Genomic DNA, 21,643 nt, shown 5'->3' with positions numbered 1-21,643 from the left:
GGATTCAATCAATAATCGAACCACTCGTGCTTCTGTCCGTCCTTGTCGGTTAACTCTACACGAATGGCCTTAACCTGAAGGATCACATAATCCGGATCATCCGGGCCGGAGAAATCCGCGCTGAACTCTTCCCGCCAAATCTGCTGACGGAGAGCTTCCTCCGTGTTCACGGTTAATTTTCCGTCGATTTCCACCGTTTCCCGGGAGTCGTTCTCCCCATGCCCTACCAGCAGCGACACCGGCGTCTTGCTTTCCAGGTCCCAGGTTTGGCTTTTCCGATTTGCGACAAGATAGATGCTCAGTCCTTTGTTGTACTTCGGCATCCGGCGCAGCCGTGGCTTCTGATTCTCCACCGTCGCAACAGCGGCGTATTCGTGGTGATCCAGAATTTTGGCAACCTCATGCTCCATGGCGAATTTAGCTTCCATTAATAATCACACCCCTTCTCTTCTGACATCATCGGCGAAGGGGCCAGAGCCCCTCGTTCATTGGAAATCGTTGAAATCAGCCAAGGTAGGATTCAAGCATCCATACATGCTTATCCAAGTCCGCCTGCATCGCGATCAGCATATCCGCGGTTGGGTGGTCACCGGCGCTTTCCGCCAAGTTGATGGTGTCATGCAGTTCCTTGCTTACCGCCGAGAAGTCATGGATGAGCGACTGCACCATGCCGCGCGCGTCCTCTTTTCCTGTAGCTTCCGCAATCGTGGCGATTTCCAGATACTCTTTCAAGGTAGCAGACGATCTGCCCTTGATCGCCAGAAGGCGTTCGGCGATTTCGTCCGTTTTTTGCGTAACGTCGTTGTACAGTTCCTCGAATTTCGCATGCAGTGTAAAGAACTGTTCTCCTTTTACATACCAGTGATAGTTATGAATTTTCACGTAAAGGATGCTGAAGTTTGCCACCTGCTGGTTCAATGCCTGTTCCAATGTTAATGTCGTTGTGTTTGTCATCATTTATCCCATCCTTTTTTATCAGTCAGTGAAGGCCTTCGGCAAGCCTTTCGGTTCGTAAACTTTCTTCTGTAACTGAATTGTACACAATTTAGTTACAGTAAATCAATATGCCATTTCTATCATTTTAATCCCAACCAGGCATGGGTACGATTTCACCCCCCTTCCACTGCCGCCCTTCGATTTTGATACCGTTGGACAATATGCACCCAGAGGCACAGCAGCGGAAGATAGACGTACAGCAGGACCAGTCCGGCCCAGGTTACCACAGAATCCAGCTTGTCGATCGTCTTGGGTCCTTGTAATACGGCGATAATGACAAATGACATCCCGCATGTGAACCATACCAGCGGCTTGGATCTCAATGGGGTGACCTGTCTCAAAATTCTGGTTCCCGCCCACATTGCCATACATACCGGCGGCAGAATCACGATAAACCAATTGAATACATACACGTAATCGAACCGGTCGATGAACGGGAGCCGGGCCACCTTCGACAGAATCAGCGTCGGCCAGATCGTATGCTCCAGCTGCTGAACGTTAAAGAACGCCAATGTGACTATAGCGACGATCAAGTAAAGTACTGTGGAATGGGCCACGGCGATATGAGCCCATTTCCGGGACTTTTCTGGATGCTTGATAAAGGGGTGCAGCAGAAGCAGAAACTCCACCCCGTAAAATAAATTGAGCGAATGGAACGCCGACTGGGCATATTCACGCGGCGAATGGTTCAGCAGCGGCAGGAAATTCGTCCAATGGGCATACTGCAGCGGAAAATAAATCGATACCAGGAGCAGGGTGGGAATGACGACGCAGAAAAAGCAGATTCCCGTGATCACCCGCAGCCCCCCGGTCACGATATATACGGCAGTCAGCAAAATGAGCAGGCATACGAACCAGAGCGGCGTCGTGGGAAACGCCCAAATATGGATGACCTCCATGTAAGACCGGATTTGATAGACGATAAACAGCAGCATATAACCGTAGAACAGGAGATTCATCGCTCCTCCCAGCCATTTGCCGAACAACTGCCGATGCAGGTGGAGGATATCGCCTCCATCCGCGTGCTTCATGATCGCATAAATGATCCACACGACCGCGTGCAGGCTGAGGCCGACGAGCAGTAAGGATAACCAGGAGTCCTGCTGCGCCCCCTTAATGTTCCGGCTCTGAAAGCTCAGCATAGCGATGCCGGACTGCGTTCCGTGAATCATGAACCACAGCAAATAAGGGGATACGGTTAAGCTTTCCTTGATCTGTCTGGACATCTTCATTCACCTGTCCTTATTATTCTCCGATTCCCGATTTGGTCAGTTGAAGGTTGATAGCGATATCGAACGCCGTTTTCGGATACAGCCTTTCGTAAAATTCCTTCTCGTCCCAGTCCCGGGAATATGCCCTGACCAGATCCCCTACGCCCAGCGGATCCACACCGCTGTCCCTCAGTTTGGCGAGCAGCGACATCAGGCGTTCCCGTATCTGCTTTTCCAGCTGGCGGTCTACCTCGCGGTCATTGGAGTCCTTCCTTAAGTCCATCCATCTCGGATATTCCTTCACCATTCCGCTGATCGCGAGCTGGACTTGAATATGCAAGCCATCTGCCCTCATGACCGCATGCTTGGATTCCCTTCCATAGCTCACCGAAAAAAGGGCTGTTCCTTCCTGCCCGTGCTTTTTCAGGGTAAACGGAATTTCCCCGCGCATGGAGTATCCCTGAAGAAGCTTATAATAGAACATTTCCTCCGGATTCAAGGTGAGTTTTAACCGGTCCCCCTTGAAAATGCCATAGCCCGATACCTGCAATCTGCCCGCAGCGTTTAACCGAATGACCGGAAGCGAAACGTCCCTCCCCAGGCCATGGTAATCAAACAACATCGTCGAGAGGTTGGATCTCGGAATATTCCCCGATTTCATATTCTGCTCAATGAGATGGTACGGCAGCTCACGGCTGCCCTGCTCGGCTATGACCTTGGCCAGGGACGTGACCGGCTCCTCCGATACAGCCACCGTCAAATAATTGCTGATCAGCGGGTTGCGGCAGATCGAATTGATGAAATACGAAAGGCCGCTCTCCGCGAGCTCCCGGCTGAACAGGAGCAGCCGCAGCTTCTCGATCTTGACCGGCTGGGCTGACTGGCCGTTCATTTCATTCAGGACGAGCTGGGTCTGCCCCGCCCGCCCCTGCAGCGTGCCGACCTTCCCCCTCTGTGTAAAATCGCTGTAGAGAGCGGTCCCGATATAACCTGGGCGGCCGGCGTCAAATCCGAGCACCGTGACGATACGGATCTTATCGACCATTCGGTCGTTGCCGCATCCCCCAAGCGCAAAGACGATACCGAATATCCCCAGCCATCTTACGAGGCTACTCATGCTCAATATCCTCCTGGTCTTCACTCGGGGTGTACCGCTTGGAATCCAGAGGCCTCAGGTAAATGTTCCGGTTGGTGATATACCGGTACGATCGCCGTACGAAGCTGTCACCGAAATTGCCGGTCCGCAGCGGGAACAGCGGCAGCAAGTACGGGGTGCCGAGAGATTTGAGCCGCAGCAGGTGCCCAAGCAGCAAAAAGAGCCCGGCCACAATCCCCAGCCCGCCCCATAGGCCGGCCAGCAGGATCAGCGGGAAACGCAGGAGGCGGATCGTATTGGCCATTTTAAAAATGGGAGTCGTAAACGAGGCCAGCGCCGACAACGCCACAATGATCAGCAGGATGCTGCTCGCCAGGGCGGCTTCCACTGTGGCCTGGCCGATGACGATCCCGCCTACGATGCCGAGCGTCTGGCCGATTTTGGTCGGGAGCCGGGCTCCGGCTTCCCGCAGCAGCTCGATCGTCACTTCCAGGAAGAGCGCCTCCAGCACGGGAGGAAGCGGGACATGGGTTCGGGACATGATCAACGGCTCCAGTATATTTTCCGGAATAACCTCGAAATGATACGTTAATACGGCGACATAGACAGGCGTGACAAAAATGGAGAAGATGACGCTCAGAATGCGGACGATGCGAAAGAAAGACCCGATAATCCAGGGCAAATAATAGTCCTCCGGCGATACGAAAAAGTCCAAAAACGTGGAAGGGCCCGTAAAGACATAGGGTGATCCGTCCGCGAACACTGCGACCTGTCCGGAAGTAATGGCGTAAGCCACCCGGTCTACCCTTTCCGTCGACAGAAAAAGCGGGAACGGGGAGTTGGTATGATCGGATATAATCTGATCGAGAATCGATGTGTCGAATACGACCTCGAAGTCGATCCTGCCGAGCCGCTGTTTCATCGTTTCGATATGCTGCGGATTCGTCACTCCGTCAAGATAAGCAATCATGACCTTCGTATTGGACAGGCTGCCGACCGAAACCTCCTCGATCACCAGCCTCGTGACGGCGATTTGCTGTCTCAGCAAATGGACGTTGACATGAATATTTTCCACAAAGCCGATTTTGGGTCCCACGACGCTGAATTCATTTTCGGTCTCGTTGCTTTGGCGGTGCCCCTGTTCGGTCTGGTTGATATTAACGATCAAAAAAGCCGGCTCTTCCGACGCGATCTGGAGGATCACATACCCTTTGACCAGCCTGGACTCGACTTCCGACGTATCCTCGGTGATTTGCGCTTCATCGAACGGGATGCGGTTCTGAATGTCCGCCAGCCGATGAATATCATCATCATGCTGCTGGATTTCGGCGATAAGATAACGGTTGATCTTCTCCGCATCCACAAGAGAAGAATAGTAGCTGATCCGGATCCGGTCGTTCTCCGCAAAGGGTGAAAACTGCCGAAAATCGCTGGACTTGGCGGCTTGCTCCAATATTTCACGGAGGGTCTTGGGTGCATCAGGCTTCATGACGATTTCCTTTCCTGTGAGAAAATGAGCATGATCCCATTATGTTCGGCGCCCGGTCAAAACATACCTCATTTCCCGGGTGCAGCTCACGGAATAGAACGAAAAGAACCCCCAAGGAAAGCCGGCAGTCCATATCGGCTCATTTGGGGGTCCTTCGATTAGCTCAGCGCATTTTTCATAAACCTAAAAATATCTTCTTCGCTCATTTCCGCGGCATCCGGGGACACGATCTGCTGTACCTGCAGGCCGTTCTTGAAGATGGACAGCAGCCGCGCTGCCTTCTCGGCGTCCACATGGGCCGGGATCACGCCGTGCTCCTGCCCAACCTTGATCCACTCAGCCGAATTTTGAATGGCCGTCTCCTGGTATCGCTTCAGGATGTCGGCCACGGCGGGCTTATCCTTTTGACTCAGCAGGTAAATAAAAATGAGGCTCGAAGCAGTCTCCGTGCTGGACATATGCTGCATCCTTCCCGATAGGGCGGACAGCGGCCCTTGAAGACCCGCATCCTCTCCGACCGCCCGGGATACCGACTCGTAGAAGAGTCGGTTCGTATTCTGCATCCCTGACTGCAGGATCAGGGCGAACAGTTCGTCTTTGCTTTTGACATAATGATAAATGGCTCCTTTGGTCAGACCGCTGCGGTCAGCGATATCCTGAAGCGTCGTCGCCCGGCATCCCCTCTCCAGGATCATCTCTTCGGCCGTGTCCAGCAGCAGCTTCAGGCTGGGATTCATCGACTTGTCGTCCATCATCTATTCCTCCATATCGCTTGGGTTATTATTTGATTCATAAGCTGAATGATTTATGTTGTATTGCTGAATTATTTACGGTTTAAAGCAGCTTCCCGCTTGACCCGTTTCACGTAGGTAACGTTCCACCAGATCGTAAGCGCCAGGATGCCGTAGGTGGCAAACGGGGAAACCGCCAGAAAGGCGGGAATCGACAAAGTGTACACCAACCCTACTTTAACACAAGCTTCGAGCAAAAGCGCGACGCCCCACACCGCCGTCATGCGGCGAAAGGTCTGACGATAGGCGGGCAGGCGGTTCCACTTGTCATGCATTTCCGGATCGCGGCCGGCGAACCGTTCGGCAAAATAAAAGATCAACGGGCGTGCGGCAAGCAGGGAGCCGAGAAATACCAGGCCCATGATCCCTGTGACATAAGACTCCCTCAGCAAAATGAACCGTTCGTCGCCGCCCAGCAGAACCGCAGCAATGCCGAGAACAAGCCCGAGGAAGATGAAGCCGGAAAACATATCGACCTTGCGGGTATGTATTAGGCTGTACACGGTATCGATCAGCGGTACAATGGCGGCGGCCGATAAGGCCACCAGGCTGCTCGTGTGCGGCAGCAGCAAGGTATACACGACGTACGGCAGTACAATGTTGACAATGAGCGTCACGATAATAGCATTTTTCGATTTGGTCATCGGTTGAAACCATCCTCTCCAATAAATAATTCGCTTCGTGTCAGGTTGTGAACTCCAATCCGGAATATTAGAACTGCAATAATATGGCCGCTGCTTCGTCAGTCATACCTTCGGTAGGTATTTTCTATGACTATAATAGTACCTACCTTCGGTAGGTATGTCAACATCAAAATCAAACTTGCAATCTCCCTCCATCCGGTTGATTTCCTTGAACCAATCCGCAGCCCGCAATCCGCAAGATGCATACGAAAAAACCGGTACATGATGCACCGGTCATTTTTAACGCTTTTGTTATGAATTTTTATTTCATCCCCAAGCTCATTCCTCCGGAACCCTCGGCTTATTCACGTCATCCGGAATCCGCTCATCGAAAACGTCCTGGCCCGGGAAATCCCGGACATGGCCTTCGTGCAGCTCATGATTCTCGTAGTCGAATCGGCCTGAGCTCCGCTGGTCCACCCGCCACGGCGTGCTTTTTCCTAACTGCTCGGCGTTGACCGGCGACCCGTAAGGCCCGTCCGGAAACTCCTCGAAGGCCAGATCGTTTCGCTGCGACTCCACGGTCGACAGGTCTGTCGAAAGGGCCCGCTTCTCATCCTTCATTTCTTGACTCATGGGCGATTCCTCCCTGCGTTTTCGGCTCCGTGCTGCGTGGCATACTTGGACCCGATCATTCTCCTTATTATGGATGGAATAGAGCAAAGTATTCTGGTGGAAATCGTTGACAAATGATGCTAAGCGAATTATTATAAAAACAAAAATACAATTTGTTTTTATAGGAGGTTTTAAATTGCCTCAATTCTCTCCAGCTGAAAAAGAAAAACTTCGTCAGGATTTAATCGATGCCGGTAAAAAGTTGTTTGCGGCACAGGGCCTTAAAAAAACTTCACTGGAACAGTTAACCGCCGCAACCGGGATCGCTAAAAGCACCTTTTACGCTTTTTACGACAGCAAGGAAGCTATGTACTTGGATCTGCTGGAGTTGGAATCGGCCGGGATGGAGGAAAGAGTATGGGCTGCTGTAGAGAAACAGTCCGATGCTTATAACGGAATTATCGCATATCTGCGTCAAATGGTTCTTGAGTTAAAAACCAACCCGCTGACCAAAAAGCTCATTATGCATCCCCAAGAAATGGAGCTATTGCGTCGAAGGGTGCCCCCTGAATTCATCGAAAGAAAACTGCAGCGCAACGTTATCCCTTTAATGAATTATATCGAGCAGCAGCAAATCAAAGGAGAAATCATCAACAAAGACTCGGGAGTCATTGTAGGTATGATGCGGGCAGCTATGCTGATCGAAGTCCATAAACAGGAATTTGACGAGAAGCTTTACGCCGAAATTGAAGAAATAATGTTCCATGCGGTTGCCAGTGCTTTAACGATATCGCCAGTATCCACAAAGGAGTGATCCAATTGGAATTCCATCAACTCTTAGATTGGGCTTTCCAAAGACACTTGAATCCGTTAAGTTGGTATATCCGCCCCATTTTTTTAATCGTATTGGCTTTTTTCGCTTACAAACGAAACTGGAAAGGTATGATGATCACTTTCTTACTTATGATGAGCAGCATGGTTTGGTTTCCTGCGCCGAAAACGATCAATCCCCAGATGGAAGCCGTATTGGATTATGAAAAAATGCTTTTGAGTGATCCAGGTTCGGCCGTATTCACGCTGGCATTTATGATGGCTTTTGTCGTATCCATGGGCGTTGCATTCTGGAAGCATTCTTTTAAAATCGGCCTGGTTATTCTGAATGTGACCCTGATTGGAAAGGTCGTATTGTCGCTGATGTTGACCGGAGATAACGGTTGGGCTCCCATTGGCAACACCCTTTTCGGACTGCTGTTAGTCAACGGGATCGGCTTGGTACTGTTAGGGCTTCAAAACAAACAAAGATGGACGAAGATTCATTAGTTATCCGGGAGGCCTTTAACGATCCAGCGGTACGCTATCTACTACAGCGTTCCGCTGTTTTTAGTTGTCAGTTCTCCAATGAACTCGGGCAAATCGAAATTGCTGCTCCTAACCTCAGCTGCCCCACTGTCGCCCACGCCCCTCCTCTAAAAAAATATTTCAAAAATTTCCTCCAGATATATTGTCTTCCGCAAATCCGCGTGTTAATATAGCGACAAATGAACAAATTGTGAACATAAACGAGCATATATTACGCAAATAATACTCATTTATGTTTGGTTTGGGCATTGAATGTTCATTTTCGCTTGAGTTAAGGGGGAATGATGAATCGACAGTGTGTGGCATATCAGCAATATGGATTTGACGCTCCGGCTGCTGTTATCGGTCGCCATGGGCGGATTGATCGGCATGGAACGCGAATGGAACAATCACGCCGCCGGCTTTCGGACCCATATCCTGGTCTGTCTCGGCTCGGCGTCCATCATGATCCTGTCCATGTACGGCTTTGAGGCCTTCGTGGACGAAACGAACGTCCGCCTGGATCCGGCGCGGCTCGCTGCGCAGGTGATCAGCGGGATCGGCTTTCTCGGCGCAGGAGCCATTCTCCGCTCGGGACAGACGGTATCCGGACTGACGACCGCCGCTTCGGTATGGGTCGTGGCCGCGATCGGACTGTCGATCGGCGCCGGATTTCTCTACTCGGCCCTTCTGACGACCGGTCTTGCTTTTATCAGCCTGTTTGCCCTGAACAAATGGGAAAAGCTCATCATGCACCGCAAGAGGAACTTCGACTTCCTCATCCGGGTGCCCGACAAGCCGGGCATGCTTGTGACGGTCGCCAGCGAGCTGGATGTGCTTGGCATCAAGATCAACAATATCGAAATCCGCACGCCCGACGGGCTGGCGGATGCCATGGTCGAACTGAAATTCCATATCCGCTCCCCAAATCCGATGCAGGTGGTTGCCGCCATGGACAAAATATCTTCCCTGCCCGACGTGCTCGGCATTGAATCGTCGGGAATCTCCTCAGAATTCGCACAAAAGTTCTCCGCAAACAACAAGTATTCCAAATTCAAGATGTAATCGAATTGACGGCAAGCCTGGTAAATGAGCAAAAGTGAACAAAAGTAAGCAATCGTATATGCGATTTGGCGGAAAGGATGGTTATATTGCTGGCAGCTGAACGAAAAATGAGAATCGTGGAATTTGTCAGACAGCATCGGTCGGCTTCTGTCGGCACGTTAGCCAAGGAATTCGGCGTTCATGAAGCGACGATCCGGCGCGATCTCGCTGAGGTCGAACAGGAAGGGCTTCTGAAACGGACGCACGGCGGCGTTATTGTGGAACAGCTCACGCATCACGAGCCTTCGTTCAACGAAAGATCAGGCATCCAGCTCGATCAGAAGGAACGTATCGGCCAGAAGGCGGCAAGCTTGGTGGAAGACGGGGATCACATCATTTTGGATTCCGGCACGACCACGCTGCACATCGCCCGCAACCTGGTCCACCGCTCCAACATCACCGTCATTACCAACGACATGAACGTGGCGGCCGAGCTTCGGGACGCTCCCGGCGTCAAAGTGACGGTCACCGGCGGGGAACTGTATCCGTCCAGCTTCATGCTGAACGGCATGTTTACGGATTACGTGCTGCGGTCGGTACACGTATCCAAAGCTTTTATCGCGACCACCGCGATCCATCCCAAATACGGCCTTACACTTCCGGAAGCCCAACTGGTTGTCGCCAAGCAGGGCATGATCGCGGCCGCCCAGGAAGTCATCGTCGTCGCCGACGAAACGAAAATCGGCAAAATATCGCTGTACAACGTCGCTCCCAATAGCTCGATCCATACGCTGATCACGGGCAACGAGGTTGCGGAATACGACATTAAGCAGTTTCAGGACGCCGGCATTCAAATTTTAACCGTCTGACGGAACGCAGCTCCTTTCAGGGGAGCTGACGATGACGTCAGGCCCGAACAAATGATAAGGAAATCCAGTATTAAAAAAACCAAATAACGTCACATGGAGGTGTTCCCTGATTTGAGTACGATTACGCAAACGGTGGACTCCCGGTCGCTCCGGCTCACCCACCCCCACCATGTCGAAGAAATGACGATGGATCGGACCGTCGCGGAAGGATTCGTCGTCATTGAACCCACTTTGGCCAGCATCTGTCATGCCGACCTTCGGTATTTCGGAGGCCTTCGGAAACCCGAAGTCCTTGCCCGCAAGCTGCCGATGGCCCTGCTTCATGAAGGCATCGGGAAAGTCGTCGGCGGCTCCTCCAAGCTTCAAGCGGGACAGCGGGTCGCCATCGTGCCGAACCTGCCGGGCTATCTGCTGAACGGCATCAAGCACGACGAGTGCTGTCCGGCCTGCCGGGGAGACATTCCGGAGAATTACTGCTACAACGGCAAGTTTCTCGGGAGTACGATCGACGGTATCGCGCAGAGCCGGCTCGTCATTCCGGAGGCATGTGCCATTCCGATCCCCGATTCGATTCCAGATGACATTGCTGTGCTGGCAGAGCTGTGCAGCGTATCCTACCGGGCGATCCGCCCCGTGGCCGATCTGCTGGACAGCGCACAGGTCGCCGTATTCGGAGACGGCCCGGTCGGCTTCCTGACCGCCGCCATGCTCCATTATGCCTTTGGTGTCAGCACGGAGCGCCTGACGGTATTCGGCGCCATCCAGGAGAAGCTGGAGCATTTCACGTTTGCCCGGACCGAAATGGTGCAGGAATACGATTTTCAAGGCGGCTGGAAGGTTGATGTCGTGCTGGAATGCACAGGCGGAAGATTTAGTGAAAGCGCCATCAATCAAGGGATCGACTTACTTCTCCCTGGGGGCCATCTGATCGCCATGGGCGTCAGCGAGGAGCTTGTTCCTATCAATACGCGGGATGTGCTGGAGAAAGGCATTACGATCCACGGCAGCAGCCGCAGCTCGCACAGCGATTTTCGGAAGGTGCTTGAAGTGATGAAGCAGGAGGAATGTCAGGAGACGCTCCGGCAGTTGGTGCCGGATGACTATATCCCGGTGAGCAAGGCAGAAGACTTTGCGGGCGCAATGGAATCTGCCCTGGCTCACAGAGACTGGAAAAAGATGTACCTCGATTTTCGCTGGTGAGAGAGCGAAAATCTTGTTCAATAGTGTACCACACAAGCGGGTTGAAGTAAAAACGGCTGGAGGATGCCCAGGCATTCCTCCCTCCGTTCTTCATCATATGAAAGCGCTTGCCGTGGACGATGAACCCAAACAACACATAGCAACCGCTGGTGAAGGAGGAATCCGTGTGGCATCCATTGAGTTGGTCGATGTATCCCAATCGTTTGACAAAAACACCATCATCCCCCGTCTGAACCTGAAGATCGAAGATGGCAAATTCACCGTCCTGGTCGGTCCTTCGGGCTGCGGCAAGACCACCCTGCTCCGCATGATCGCCGGGCTCGACCGCCAGACTTCGGGGTCGGTTCTGATCGGCGGCAGCGACGTATCCGCCATTGCCCCGGGCCAAAGGGGCGTCGCGATGGTGTTTCAGAACTACGCCATTTATCCGACGATGTCCGTACGCGAGAATATCGAATTCGGCCTGAAAAACAACAAAGTACCCAAGGAGGAACGGACACGGCTCGTGGAAAGCATCAGCGAGACGGTCGGACTCCGCCCTTACCTTGACCGCAAGCCCTCCACCCTTTCGGGCGGCCAGCGGCAGCGGGTGGCGCTCGCGCGGGCGATGGTCAAGAAACCTTCGGTGTTTCTGATGGACGAGCCCCTGTCCAACTTAGACGCCAAGCTCCGGGTGCAGATGCGCGTCGAGCTCATTGAGCTGCACAAGAAGCTGGGCTCCACCTTCGTCTACGTCACGCACGATCAGGTCGAAGCGATGTCCATGGCCGACACCATCGTGCTGATGAATCAGGGAGAGATTCAGCAGGAGGCTTCGCCGGCTGAAATTTACCGCGAACCGGATAATCTGTTTGCCGCGCAGTTTATCGGGGTCCCTCCGATGAACGTCGGCGACATGGGGCAGGACGGAGTCCGTTTTGGCTTTCGTCCGGAGCACGGGCTGCTGTCCACCGAGCCGGCGGATGCCCATTTTACGGCCAAGGGCGTCATCTCCATCCGGGAAATGCTCGGCTCAGAGACCATCTACCAGGTCCGTACCCGGGACCATTCCTTTATGATCAAATGCACCGAAGACCTGTTCAGCGTAGACCAGGACATCTATCTCTCCGTGGACGAATCCAAGCTCTTTCTCTTCGGAGCGGACGACAAGCGGATTTACCGCGATGACCGACGGCATAACACCTACCTTCATGCGCTAAGGGGACGTTTCCAATGAACCGGCGCAAAGTATGGGAGACGACCAGGCCGTACGCGCTCATTTTGCCGGCGATGATCGCCTTGTTCCTGTTCGTGGTCTACCCGGTCTTTTACCTCATTAAATTAAGCCTGTATAAATACAACCTGCTCAATAAGGACAAAAGCAAGTTCATCGGACTTGACAACTACCGGGAAATCTTCACCCGGGACGATTTCTATCACGCCCTGGCCAACACCGCCGTCTACACGGTGGGCGTCGTGCTCTGCACCATGCTGCTCTCGCTCGGCGTGGCCGTATGGCTGCGGAAGCGGTCGCGGTTCAACGCCATTCTGCAGGCCGGTCTGTTCACGCCGCATATCATTTCGATCGTCTCCATCGCGCTCGTCTGGATGTGGCTGATGGAGCCGGGGCATGGTCTGCTCAATTATGTGCTGAAGGCCTTCGGACTTCCGGGATCACCCTGGCTGCAGAGCTCGAGCACTTCCATGATCTCCGTGATCCTGGTCTCGGTGTGGCACAGCATCGGCTATTACGCCCTCATTATGGTGGCGGCGCTGCAGAGCATTCCCCCGACCATCTACGAAGCCGCTGCGCTGGACAATGCCAGCAGGTTCAAGGTGTTCTGGAAAATTACGCTGCCGCTGATCTCGCCGCAGTTGTTTTTCATCCTCGTCATCATGACGATCGGCTCCTTCAAGGTGTTCGATACGGTCAAAATCATGACCGGGGGCGGCCCCAACGGCTCAACGACGACGCTCGTGTACTACATCTACGAGTTCAGAACGACCAGCATCGGCTTCGCTTCGGCCACCGGCGTCGTACTGATGGCGATTATCGCGGTGCTGACCTTTGTTTACTTCAAAGTCCTTGCCCAGCGGATTCACTACCAGTGAGCCGCACCATGGGCAGACAACAACCTGAGGGGGTGCTTTTCCCGTGCTGATCCAGGAAAAGAAACAAGTCGGCGGGAAGCTGCGTTACCGGATCCGGGACCATGCGTCCCTCCGGCTTCTGAAACGGCTTCTGGGCTTCGTGGCCAAGCTCGCCGTGCTGATCGTGTTTATTTTTCCGTTCCTGTGGATGATATCCACTTCGCTGCAAACCTTTGAGGAGACGCTGGCCTTTCCGCCGACGTGGATTCCCGCCGCGCCGCAATGGCATAACTTTGCCGAGGCCATGAGGTCGGCTCCCTTCGTGACCTATGCGAAAAACTCGGTCATCATCACCGTCTCCGTCATCGTGCTGCAAATGATCGTGATGATCCCGGCGGCGTATGCATTTGCCAAATACCGCTTCTGGGGCCGGAACCTGCTGTTCGGCATCGTGCTGCTCGCCTTCATGATTCCCGGGCAGGTGACGTTCATTCCCGTCTACCTGATGATGGCGGACTGGGGCATCAACAACCCTTCTGCCCCAGATCATTCCGTTCATGGCCAATGCCTTCGGGATTTTCCTGCTCCGCCAGTATTTTATGCAAATCCCGCAGGAGATTATTGAGTCCGCCCGGCTGGACAATGCCAGCGAGTTCAAAATCATGCAGAAGATCATGATCCCCATGGCCGTTCCCGCCTTGGCCACCGTCGCCTTGTTCAGCTTTGTGAGCCATTGGAACGACTACTTCTGGCCGCTCGTCGTCACTGACTCGACCGCTGTCCGGCCGCTGACGATCGGGATCGCCATGCTCCGGGAATCCGAGGGCGTATCCAACTGGCATATCATCATGGCGGGCAACGTTGTGCTCGTCCTGCCGATCCTGATCGTGTATTTGTTTGCTTCCAAGCAGATCGTCAAGGCTTTTGTATACTCCGGTATTAAATAAACTGTCGCTATTACTATTTAAATCACCTGAAAATGGAGGAGTTTCTGTGAAGAACAAGTTTCCATTCATCGCGCTGACTCTGGCGCTGATCATGACATTATTGGCAGGATGCAGCGGAGGCGGAAGCGGGTCCGGAGGCGAAACGGCAGGCACGGACAGCAAGGCCGCTTCGGGAGAGGCATCCAGCAATGCCGGTAATTCCGGCTCCGGCAAGGAGACCATCCAGTTCTGGCACTCGATCGGCGGCAAGAACGGTGAGTTTCTGGACGCCATGATCAAGCGGTTCAACAGCTCCCAGGACAAAATCGAGGTCGTCGGAACGTTCCAGGGCAGCTACCAGGAAACGGTAACCAAGCTGCAGCAGGCCGTTGCGGCCAAGACCGCGCCGGACGTGACGATGCTTGAGCGTTCCAACGTCCAGCTGTTTGCAGACGCGGAAGTTCTGGAAGACCTGGCCCCCTACATGGAAAAGTCCGGCCTCAGCAAGGACGATTTTGAGGAGGGGCTGATGGGGCATTCCTATTTTAACGATAAGCTGGTCTCCCTTCCGTTTAACCGCTCTACGCCGGTGATGCACATCAACAAGTCAATGCTGGACGAGAAGGGCTTGTCCATCCCGACAACCTGGGACGAATTGAAAAAAACAGCCGAAGCGCTGGTCGTCAAGGAAAACGGCGAGGTGAAACGCTACGGGCTGACGATGCCGTACGATACCTGGTATCCAATCGCCATGATCACACAGGCCGGAGGCAAGTTCTTCAACGATGAGGGCACGTCCGTCGGTTATACGACCGAAGCGTCCAAGACCTTCAAGTATCTGAAGGAGCTGCAAAATGCCGGCGCCCTCTACTATCCGCCTAGCCAGGACTCCGGCAACATTACGAACCAGATGTTTACGAGCGGCAAGGTGGGGATTCTTTTCCAATCGACCGGTTCGATCTCCGGCCTGACTCAAGGTGCGAAGTTCGATTACGTGACGGCATTTCTTCCGCAGGATAAGCAGTACGCTACTCCGACCGGGGGCGGCAACGTGGCCATGATGGCGGCCTCCAAGCATAAGGATGCGGCCTGGGAGTTCATGCACTGGCTGATGACCAGTCCGGAAGGCGCGCAGCAGTTCGTTATCGATACGGGCTACCTTCCTTTCACGAAGCAGATGGTCGATTCGGACGCCATCAAGCAGTTGTGGGAAAAGGAGCCGAACCGGAAGGTGGCTTTTGAGCAGCTCCAATATGCCGTTGATACCAACAAGAGCGTCCAGTGGCCGCAGGTCGAGCAGGAGTTTAACAAGGCGATCCAAGCGATCATGTACGATAACAAGGACGTCGATGCCACGCTGAACAGCTACAAGGAAGAAGTGGACCGGATCTTGAAAAATTAACGTGACCCCATTCCCGCCAATAACAAGGAGGTACACTGTCTTATGCTAGAGCATTTGCAGCAGCTGCAGTCCATCGTGGTGTCCGGACACCGCGGCTGGAAGTCCGCTTATCCGGAAAATACGCTCTTGTCGTTTCAACAGGCGCTGGATCTCGGCGTCGATATGCTGGAGCTGGACCTGCGCATGACCCGCGACGATGTCGTGGTGGTCATCCATGACGCCACCGTCGACCGGACGACGGACGGATCGGGCCCGGTCGGCGATTATACGCTGGAGGAGCTGAAGCGGCTGGATGCCGGCGGCTGGTTCGGCAAAGTGTTCGAGGGACTTAAAGTTCCGACCTTCGAGGAATTCTGCGAGTTGATCGCCCCTTATCCGGACGTCCTGCTGAACGTGGAGATCAAACCGGACGAACGTGCTCTGGAAACCGCGGACGCCGCCATTGTCCAGCTGGCATCCCGCGGGGAGCTTCACCGGTGCGTATTTACCAGCTTTGACGCCACGGTTCTGGCGCATATCCACGACAAGCATGGCCTTAAGACGCAGGGCTTTCCCGGTGAGCAGATGCATAACTATGTGCCGGGACCCGAGGGGACGATTTCGAAAATGTGGGCGGTGGGACTCAGCATGAAGCTGCTGACGCCTGCCCGGGTGAAGGAATACGAGGATCTGGGCATCCTGCCGTGGTGCTACTGCCCGGATGACGATCAGCAGGTCTACTACGCGATTGGCTGCGGTTCCCTGCTGATGACGGTGAACAATCCGCTCCCCGCCATGCGGATTCGGGAGCAGATGGATCTCTCCCCTACAAGTTTCATGCCGCAGCCGTGAATGTCCGGTTTCATCCCAACCCTTGATTGGAGGATTGATGTCCATGGATCATTCGAAATTTAACAGCCGTTGGGCCGTGAAGGGATTGGCCCGCCGCACACTCATGAAATTAACGGCAGGCTTCCTGATCGCCGCCCTCCTGCCTCTCTCCGCTTCCGGCGCTCATGCGCAGCCGTCGCCGCTGAAGTCCAAAATGTTCGACCTGTCGCAGGAGGCGAAGGAAGTGATCCGCGAGAAGCCGCTGCACAACGGGACCGTGCTTCAGTCCTTTGCCATCGATAATGCGAACGGGCGTATTTATACCGTTCAGCTCATGGCCGGCGGACAGCAGCTACCCGGCGAATCCGCGCCGGTCAGCGGATCCGCCCGCTCCAGCAGCGGCGATCTGGCCCTGACCCAGCTGGATATGAACGGAAACGAGCTGGGGCACATGTTCCTGAAGGGATTTGGCCACGGCGTGCAGATCGGTGTGGAGGCAGACGGGTCGCAGGCCTACTTATGGACGGAGACCGACTCGGTGACGGAGTCGGGCAGCGGCTGGGGAACCCAGCTGACCCGGTTCGCCTTCCAGGACGGCGCCATCCTGACGCCGGAGTCGCCGGAGCTTGAGAAGTACCGGCTGATCCCCGGTGCCGACCGGACGACGGTCCATATCGACCAGGCGAACGGGCTGCTGACGATGCGTTACCGTCTGAACGGAGCCTTCCATTTTGGCGTATATGAGCTGGAGAAAGTTAAGCAGCACATCTACGAGCCGGTGGCGGACGTCCTCCAGCCTTCCCTCGGCACGTTCCAGGGCTTCGCCTCCTACGGCGGTTACCTGTATCTCCTGGAGGGCAGCGCCTACGGTTCGGCCGGCTCGGTCGAAGGCACCGGCAATACGTACATCACCGTCGTAAAGCTGAGCACCGGGGAGGTCGTGGACCGGCAGCTGATCCTTACCGCGCCGGAGCTGACTTACCGGGAGCCTGAGGGCATGTCGATCCGGATTCCGGACATCAGGCACCCGCAGAAAGCCGAGCTGTGCTTCGGCTTTGCGTCCGCCTTTACGCCTAACCGGCTCGCCAGCATCTACGCCTTTGACCGGCTCCTGCCCGAGCAGGCACTGCAGGATTAAAGTTCAAATGAGGAAGGCGGCCGTGTATGGCCGCCTTCCTTTTTTATATGAAGCCGTATTCCGGGGAGGTAGCAAATGTATAGGAAATATTCATGTGTTTGATATTTTACGGCTTGAAGGAAATATCAACATACGTCGCGCCATCCTTGGCAGATGCATTGACGGTTGCTCCTAACACTTTACCCCATTTGCTCCATAACATCCCCTAGATGATTCCCGAAATTTTTCAAAGTAAGGAACGCAACGAGCAAGAGGATCACAATAACACTAATTGCCACAACCACTCGTTTTAAGGTCATTTTTATACCCCATTTCTAATTAGGATCATTAACCATAGTCACGAAGGACAGTAGACTTTGACTCACTTTTTCGATTCATATTTAAAACCCCTGTTACTAGAAATAGTTTCATTCATTCGGATTTACCATTTTATATGTACCTGCTCCTACATTGAGAGCGTCTTGAAATTCAGTAGAATAGCCAGGTGGTTGCTCCCAGCCGTTGTTTGTCTGCTATTATCTATGCCCTCCGTTACCTTAAGGCTTACCGTGTAGCGGTCCGCTTTTTGTGGTATACTTGAAATAGATCAAGCGTAAACTAAAAAAGCCACGATGCTGGTAACATCGTGACTTTTGACAAAGGCCGGCGGGCGACCACGGCGAAAATTCAGTTCAAGAACCGAAGAACCACCGGATTGCTAGGCTCCCAACCTAATCCCGGTGGTTTTTCTTGTTATGCCGCGCTTGCTTCCAGGCACTGACCAAAGTTTTCAGGCCAGTAATGATACCGACCAGCTTCAGTAGTCCGTCCAAAAGCTTTAAGGCCACTTCAAGAATGGACACGGCGTCACCCCCTTTCGGGTTTGCTTCGCCGCGTCCTCCCACCGGTTACTTTGTCCTTTAGATTATACCACAATCTACCATTTTCTAATTGCTAATTCTCTCACTTATCCGGACACCGGATCCTCTCATTTCACATGAAAAATGCCTCTCTCTTTCGATATAAACTGATTCAACAGCCCCAGCTTCCAAACCATATTCCCCGGCTCCCTGAACACTCCACCGGTTTGTGCCGCTTACTGATCACAACCAGCCCTTTTGTTGATGGCATTTCGAAGGGTAAAAACTATAATGTACACATAAGCTCCAAAAAAAGGAGGCAGCGATCATGCAACCTCAGGTATTGATTGTCGGCGCCGGTCCGACCGGTCTCGTTTTGGCTCTGGCCCTGGAGAAGCAGGGAATTCCTTTTCGGATCATCGATCAACGCTCCGGACCGGGAGAAGCCTCCAGAGCCATGGTCGTTCATGCCAGAACCCTGGAGTTCTACCAGCAGTTCGGCATAGCGGATTCATTTGTGCAGCGCGGCATCCCCATGCATACCGGCCAAATTATGAAGAACGGAAAGCTTAAGGGAACCATCAACTTTGGTGATTTTGGAGAAGAAATCAGCCCCTATCCCTATGTACTCAGCCTGCCTCAGGACGAGCATGAAGTCCTTCTCATCGAGCATCTCGACTCCAAAGGAATCCATGTGGAGTGGAATACCGGGCTCGTTTCCCTTCAGGAAGGGAATGAAGCGGTGCATGCCGTCACGACCCGGCAAGGGAGCGAAGAGAAACAAGCGTATGCCTATGTGTGCGGGTGCGATGGGGCGCATAGTACAGTCCGCAAGGAGATGGGACTGGAGTTTCCCGGAGGAACGTATGAGCAGATGTTTTTCGTGGCTGATGTGGGGAGTAAAGAGCCCGTGACAAACGTGACAATGAACTTTTTTGAAGAAGGGTTCTGTCTGGTCTTCCCGATCCGCACGAGCGGACAGGTCCGGCTTATCGGACTCATTCCGCCTAAGATCCTGAATCAGGGAGTTCCTGCGGAATTGGAACCTCTGATTCCTTATGTGGAGAGAAATACGGGAGTGCACATCGGCCAGGTAAACTGGTATTCGACTTATAAAAGCCATCACCGGGTATGCGAGCATTTCCGCAAGGGACGAATCTTTATCGCCGGGGATGCGGCCCATGTACACAGCCCGGTCGGAGGGCAAGGCATGAATACCGGTATTGGGGACGCCGTGAATCTGGGCTGGAAGCTTGCCGCGGTTCTTCTGGACAAAGCGGACGCCGGCATTCTCGATTCCTACGAGACGGAGCGGATTGCTTTTGCCCGGACGCTCGTGGCCACCACAGACCGGCTGTTCCAATCGATCGTAGGAGGCGGCATCATGACCTCCCTGGTTCAGGACATGGTCATTCCCCATATCGTTCCCCTGCTTCTGGATGTCCCGCCTATACGAAAAATGGCCTTCCAACGGCTGTCGCAAACGCAAATCCGTTACCGGGACAGCATGCTGAGCAGCGGTGCTTCCGGCTCCGTTCACGGCGGCGACCGTCTGCCCTGGATTCAGACCGCCCATGGGGACAACTTCGAACCGCTGCAATCCGTCGATTGGCAGCTGCAAGTGTACGGCCAGGCATCGCAAAGTCTGCGCCGGCTCAGCGAAACGACAGGCATCCCCTTGCATGAAATGGGGTGGACGCCATCCATGAAAGCAGCCGGCATGCATCCCGATTCGGCATTTCTGGTCCGGCCGGACGGATACGTCGCGCTGGCGGAACCTCACCAGGATACTGGTGCGATTCAGGCGTACCTCGATCGATTTCATATCGCTCCGTTTACACACGAAAAGAGCTGACGTTGGCGTCGGCTCTTTTCGCTTGTTGCTGGATGCGGTTGTATCCAAGACATGCTGAAGCTATGGCGGATTCGCTTATCGCTTGGATATTGCTAGAACTCTTAGCCAGGTACGGCGGCTGGAATTCAGTCCGGATCACAAACATTGTCCAATCCTCCCGCCGTTTTCAACTCGCCATCCCTTATCTATCGTTAGATCCCAGCGGTCACCTTATGTTTCGACGCCGCTATCCGCTTATTCAGCTCCTCCAAAAACAGATCCTCGTCGATGGGGAGCGCTACGGTGTCGCCGATCCAGCTCGACAGATGCATCGCATTGGACAGCATTAAACTGTTGATGCCCTCCTCACCGTCAGCGATCAGCGGCGTGCCGTCCAGGACGGCCTTGGCAAACGAAGCGATGACGCCGGTATGCTGGCTGTTGTCACCTTGCGTCTCGATGACGGACACTTCCACGGGAGGTTTCGCAAAGCCGTCCTTCGTTGTAAAACAGTATTCACGCTCGTTCTGGCTCAGCTTATGCAGCGTCAACGTATTGTTTTCGCACACCAGCTTGCCCATTTCCAGCGTAATTTCCAACCGGTTCGTTCCCGGCAGGTCGGCCGTCGTCGTGACGAATACGCCCGTGGCTCCGTTCGGGAATTCCATATATGCCGTGACGTCATCCTCCACCTCGATGTTATGCCACTTGCCTTCATGGCAGAAAGCGCGAACTTGGGCCGGCATGCCGCAAATCCATTGGAGGAGGTCGATGTTGTGCGGGCATTGGTTGATAAGAACGCCTCCGCCTTCCCCGGCCCAGGTGGCGCGCCAGCTTCCCGAATCATAATAGGCCTGCGACCGGTACCAGTCGGTAATGATCCAGTTCACCCGCTTAATCGCGCCAAGCTCGCCGCTGTGCACGAGCTCATGCATTTTGCGGTACATCGGGTTGGTCCGCTGGTTAAACATCATGCCGAAGATGCGGCCGCTTTCCCGCGCCTTCTCGTTCATTTCCCGCACCTGCTTCGTGTAGACGCCGGCCGGCTTTTCGCATAAAACATGCAGCCCTTTGGTGAAAGCCATAATGGCGAGCCTTGGATGATCGTAGTGCGGCGTCGCAATAATCACGGCATCACATAGGCCGCTGTCCATCAACTCGTCCGGCGTTGCAAAGTAGCCGATGTCGCCTTGCAAATACGTTTTGGCGTCCTCCAGCCGGTTGCCGTCCATTTCCGACACTGCGGTGAGCTCGGCCTCCGGCACGATACCCTTGTTTAATTTTTTGGCATGATCCGACCCCATATTGCCCATCCCGATGACGCCGATCCGTAATTTAGACATCAAGACCCT

Annotated in this window: 21 protein-coding genes and 1 pseudogene; 12 read left to right on the top strand and 10 right to left on the bottom strand. The window is 53.9% G+C overall.

What is annotated here, in order from left to right:
- Positions 1-8: 8 nt before the first annotated feature.
- From K2F33_RS10160 to K2F33_RS10125, 8 genes are all read right to left on the bottom strand, one after another.
- The gene (locus tag K2F33_RS10160) at positions 9-428 is read right to left on the bottom strand and encodes a pyridoxamine 5'-phosphate oxidase family protein (protein WP_076172938.1); all 420 of its coding nucleotides are present in this window, start codon (positions 426-428) and stop codon (positions 9-11) included.
- 76 nt (positions 429-504) lie between these two features.
- On the bottom strand, positions 505-954 hold the full coding sequence (locus tag K2F33_RS10155; RefSeq protein WP_263882331.1) for a Dps family protein: 450 nt from the start codon (positions 952-954) through the stop codon (positions 505-507).
- A 155-nt stretch (positions 955-1,109) separates the two neighbouring features.
- Positions 1,110-2,222: a GerAB/ArcD/ProY family transporter gene (locus K2F33_RS10150; protein WP_163880581.1), complete on the bottom strand. Its 1,113-nt coding sequence runs from the start codon at positions 2,220-2,222 to the stop codon at positions 1,110-1,112.
- 19 nt (positions 2,223-2,241) lie between these two features.
- A complete protein-coding gene (locus K2F33_RS10145; RefSeq protein ID WP_263881578.1) occupies positions 2,242-3,324 on the bottom strand; it encodes a Ger(x)C family spore germination protein in 1,083 nt (360 codons plus the stop codon).
- Positions 3,317-4,792: a spore germination protein gene (locus K2F33_RS10140; RefSeq protein ID WP_263881577.1), complete on the bottom strand. Its 1,476-nt coding sequence runs from the start codon at positions 4,790-4,792 to the stop codon at positions 3,317-3,319. Before K2F33_RS10140 ends, K2F33_RS10145 begins: the two co-directional genes overlap by 8 nt.
- A 158-nt stretch (positions 4,793-4,950) precedes the next feature.
- Positions 4,951-5,547, bottom strand: a complete 597-nt coding sequence (locus tag K2F33_RS10135; RefSeq protein ID WP_244169329.1) for a TetR/AcrR family transcriptional regulator — start codon at positions 5,545-5,547, stop codon at positions 4,951-4,953.
- 68 nt (positions 5,548-5,615) lie between these two features.
- Positions 5,616-6,227, bottom strand: a complete 612-nt coding sequence (locus K2F33_RS10130) for a VC0807 family protein (RefSeq protein WP_076172933.1) — start codon at positions 6,225-6,227, stop codon at positions 5,616-5,618.
- Positions 6,228-6,545: 318 nt separating this feature from the next.
- Complete coding sequence (locus K2F33_RS10125; RefSeq protein WP_076172932.1) at positions 6,546-6,842, bottom strand: hypothetical protein; 297 nt, start codon at positions 6,840-6,842, stop codon at positions 6,546-6,548.
- A gap of 106 nt (positions 6,843-6,948) precedes the next feature.
- On the opposite strand from K2F33_RS10125, the gene K2F33_RS10120 reads away from it, so the two are divergent.
- From K2F33_RS10120 to K2F33_RS10070, 11 genes and pseudogenes are all read left to right on the top strand, one after another.
- A complete protein-coding gene (locus K2F33_RS10120; protein WP_089549055.1) occupies positions 6,949-7,635 on the top strand; it encodes a TetR/AcrR family transcriptional regulator in 687 nt (228 codons plus the stop codon).
- A gap of 5 nt (positions 7,636-7,640) precedes the next feature.
- Positions 7,641-8,141 (top strand): hypothetical protein, encoded by a 501-nt coding sequence (locus K2F33_RS10115; protein WP_263881576.1) that lies wholly within the window; start codon positions 7,641-7,643, stop codon positions 8,139-8,141.
- A 354-nt stretch (positions 8,142-8,495) separates the two neighbouring features.
- Positions 8,496-9,224: an MgtC/SapB family protein gene (locus tag K2F33_RS10110; RefSeq protein ID WP_263881575.1), complete on the top strand. Its 729-nt coding sequence runs from the start codon at positions 8,496-8,498 to the stop codon at positions 9,222-9,224.
- 86 nt (positions 9,225-9,310) lie between these two features.
- Complete coding sequence (locus K2F33_RS10105; protein ID WP_076172929.1) at positions 9,311-10,072, top strand: DeoR/GlpR family DNA-binding transcription regulator; 762 nt, start codon at positions 9,311-9,313, stop codon at positions 10,070-10,072.
- A 111-nt stretch (positions 10,073-10,183) separates the two neighbouring features.
- A complete protein-coding gene (locus K2F33_RS10100) occupies positions 10,184-11,272 on the top strand; it encodes an alcohol dehydrogenase catalytic domain-containing protein (protein ID WP_263881574.1) in 1,089 nt (362 codons plus the stop codon).
- Positions 11,273-11,438: 166 nt separating this feature from the next.
- The gene (locus tag K2F33_RS10095; protein WP_263881573.1) at positions 11,439-12,488 is read left to right on the top strand and encodes an ABC transporter ATP-binding protein; all 1,050 of its coding nucleotides are present in this window, start codon (positions 11,439-11,441) and stop codon (positions 12,486-12,488) included.
- Positions 12,485-13,363, top strand: coding sequence for a carbohydrate ABC transporter permease (locus K2F33_RS10090; protein ID WP_263881572.1), 879 nt, complete (start codon positions 12,485-12,487; stop codon positions 13,361-13,363). The genes K2F33_RS10095 and K2F33_RS10090 overlap by 4 nt, the downstream gene beginning before the upstream one ends.
- Positions 13,364-13,550: 187 nt before the next feature.
- A pseudogene (locus K2F33_RS10085) lies at positions 13,551-14,289 on the top strand (carbohydrate ABC transporter permease).
- Between the two features lie 46 nt (positions 14,290-14,335).
- Positions 14,336-15,670, top strand: a complete 1,335-nt coding sequence (locus tag K2F33_RS10080) for an ABC transporter substrate-binding protein (RefSeq protein ID WP_076172925.1) — start codon at positions 14,336-14,338, stop codon at positions 15,668-15,670.
- 42 nt (positions 15,671-15,712) lie between these two features.
- Positions 15,713-16,501, top strand: coding sequence for a glycerophosphodiester phosphodiesterase family protein (locus K2F33_RS10075; protein ID WP_089549058.1), 789 nt, complete (start codon positions 15,713-15,715; stop codon positions 16,499-16,501).
- A gap of 43 nt (positions 16,502-16,544) precedes the next feature.
- Positions 16,545-17,618, top strand: a complete 1,074-nt coding sequence (locus K2F33_RS10070) for a phage baseplate protein (RefSeq protein ID WP_263881571.1) — start codon at positions 16,545-16,547, stop codon at positions 17,616-17,618.
- A gap of 710 nt (positions 17,619-18,328) precedes the next feature.
- Here K2F33_RS10070 and K2F33_RS10065 read toward each other — a convergent pair.
- Positions 18,329-18,460, bottom strand: a complete 132-nt coding sequence (locus tag K2F33_RS10065) for a hypothetical protein (RefSeq protein ID WP_256993005.1) — start codon at positions 18,458-18,460, stop codon at positions 18,329-18,331.
- 325 nt (positions 18,461-18,785) lie between these two features.
- Between K2F33_RS10065 and K2F33_RS10060 the strand changes: the two genes are divergently transcribed.
- Positions 18,786-20,312, top strand: coding sequence for an FAD-dependent monooxygenase (locus tag K2F33_RS10060; protein WP_263881570.1), 1,527 nt, complete (start codon positions 18,786-18,788; stop codon positions 20,310-20,312).
- A gap of 191 nt (positions 20,313-20,503) precedes the next feature.
- On the opposite strand, the gene K2F33_RS10055 is transcribed toward K2F33_RS10060, so the two are convergent.
- Positions 20,504-21,634: a Gfo/Idh/MocA family protein gene (locus K2F33_RS10055; protein ID WP_263881569.1), complete on the bottom strand. Its 1,131-nt coding sequence runs from the start codon at positions 21,632-21,634 to the stop codon at positions 20,504-20,506.
- Positions 21,635-21,643 lie beyond the last annotated feature (9 nt).

Origin of the sequence: Paenibacillus sp. PSB04 (genome assembly GCF_025809195.1) — a bacterium.
Lineage (GTDB): Bacteria > Bacillota > Bacilli > Paenibacillales > Paenibacillaceae > Paenibacillus_AQ > Paenibacillus_AQ favisporus.
Note: the sequence above shows the minus strand (reverse complement) of the source record. Positions and strands in the feature narration are given on the sequence as shown.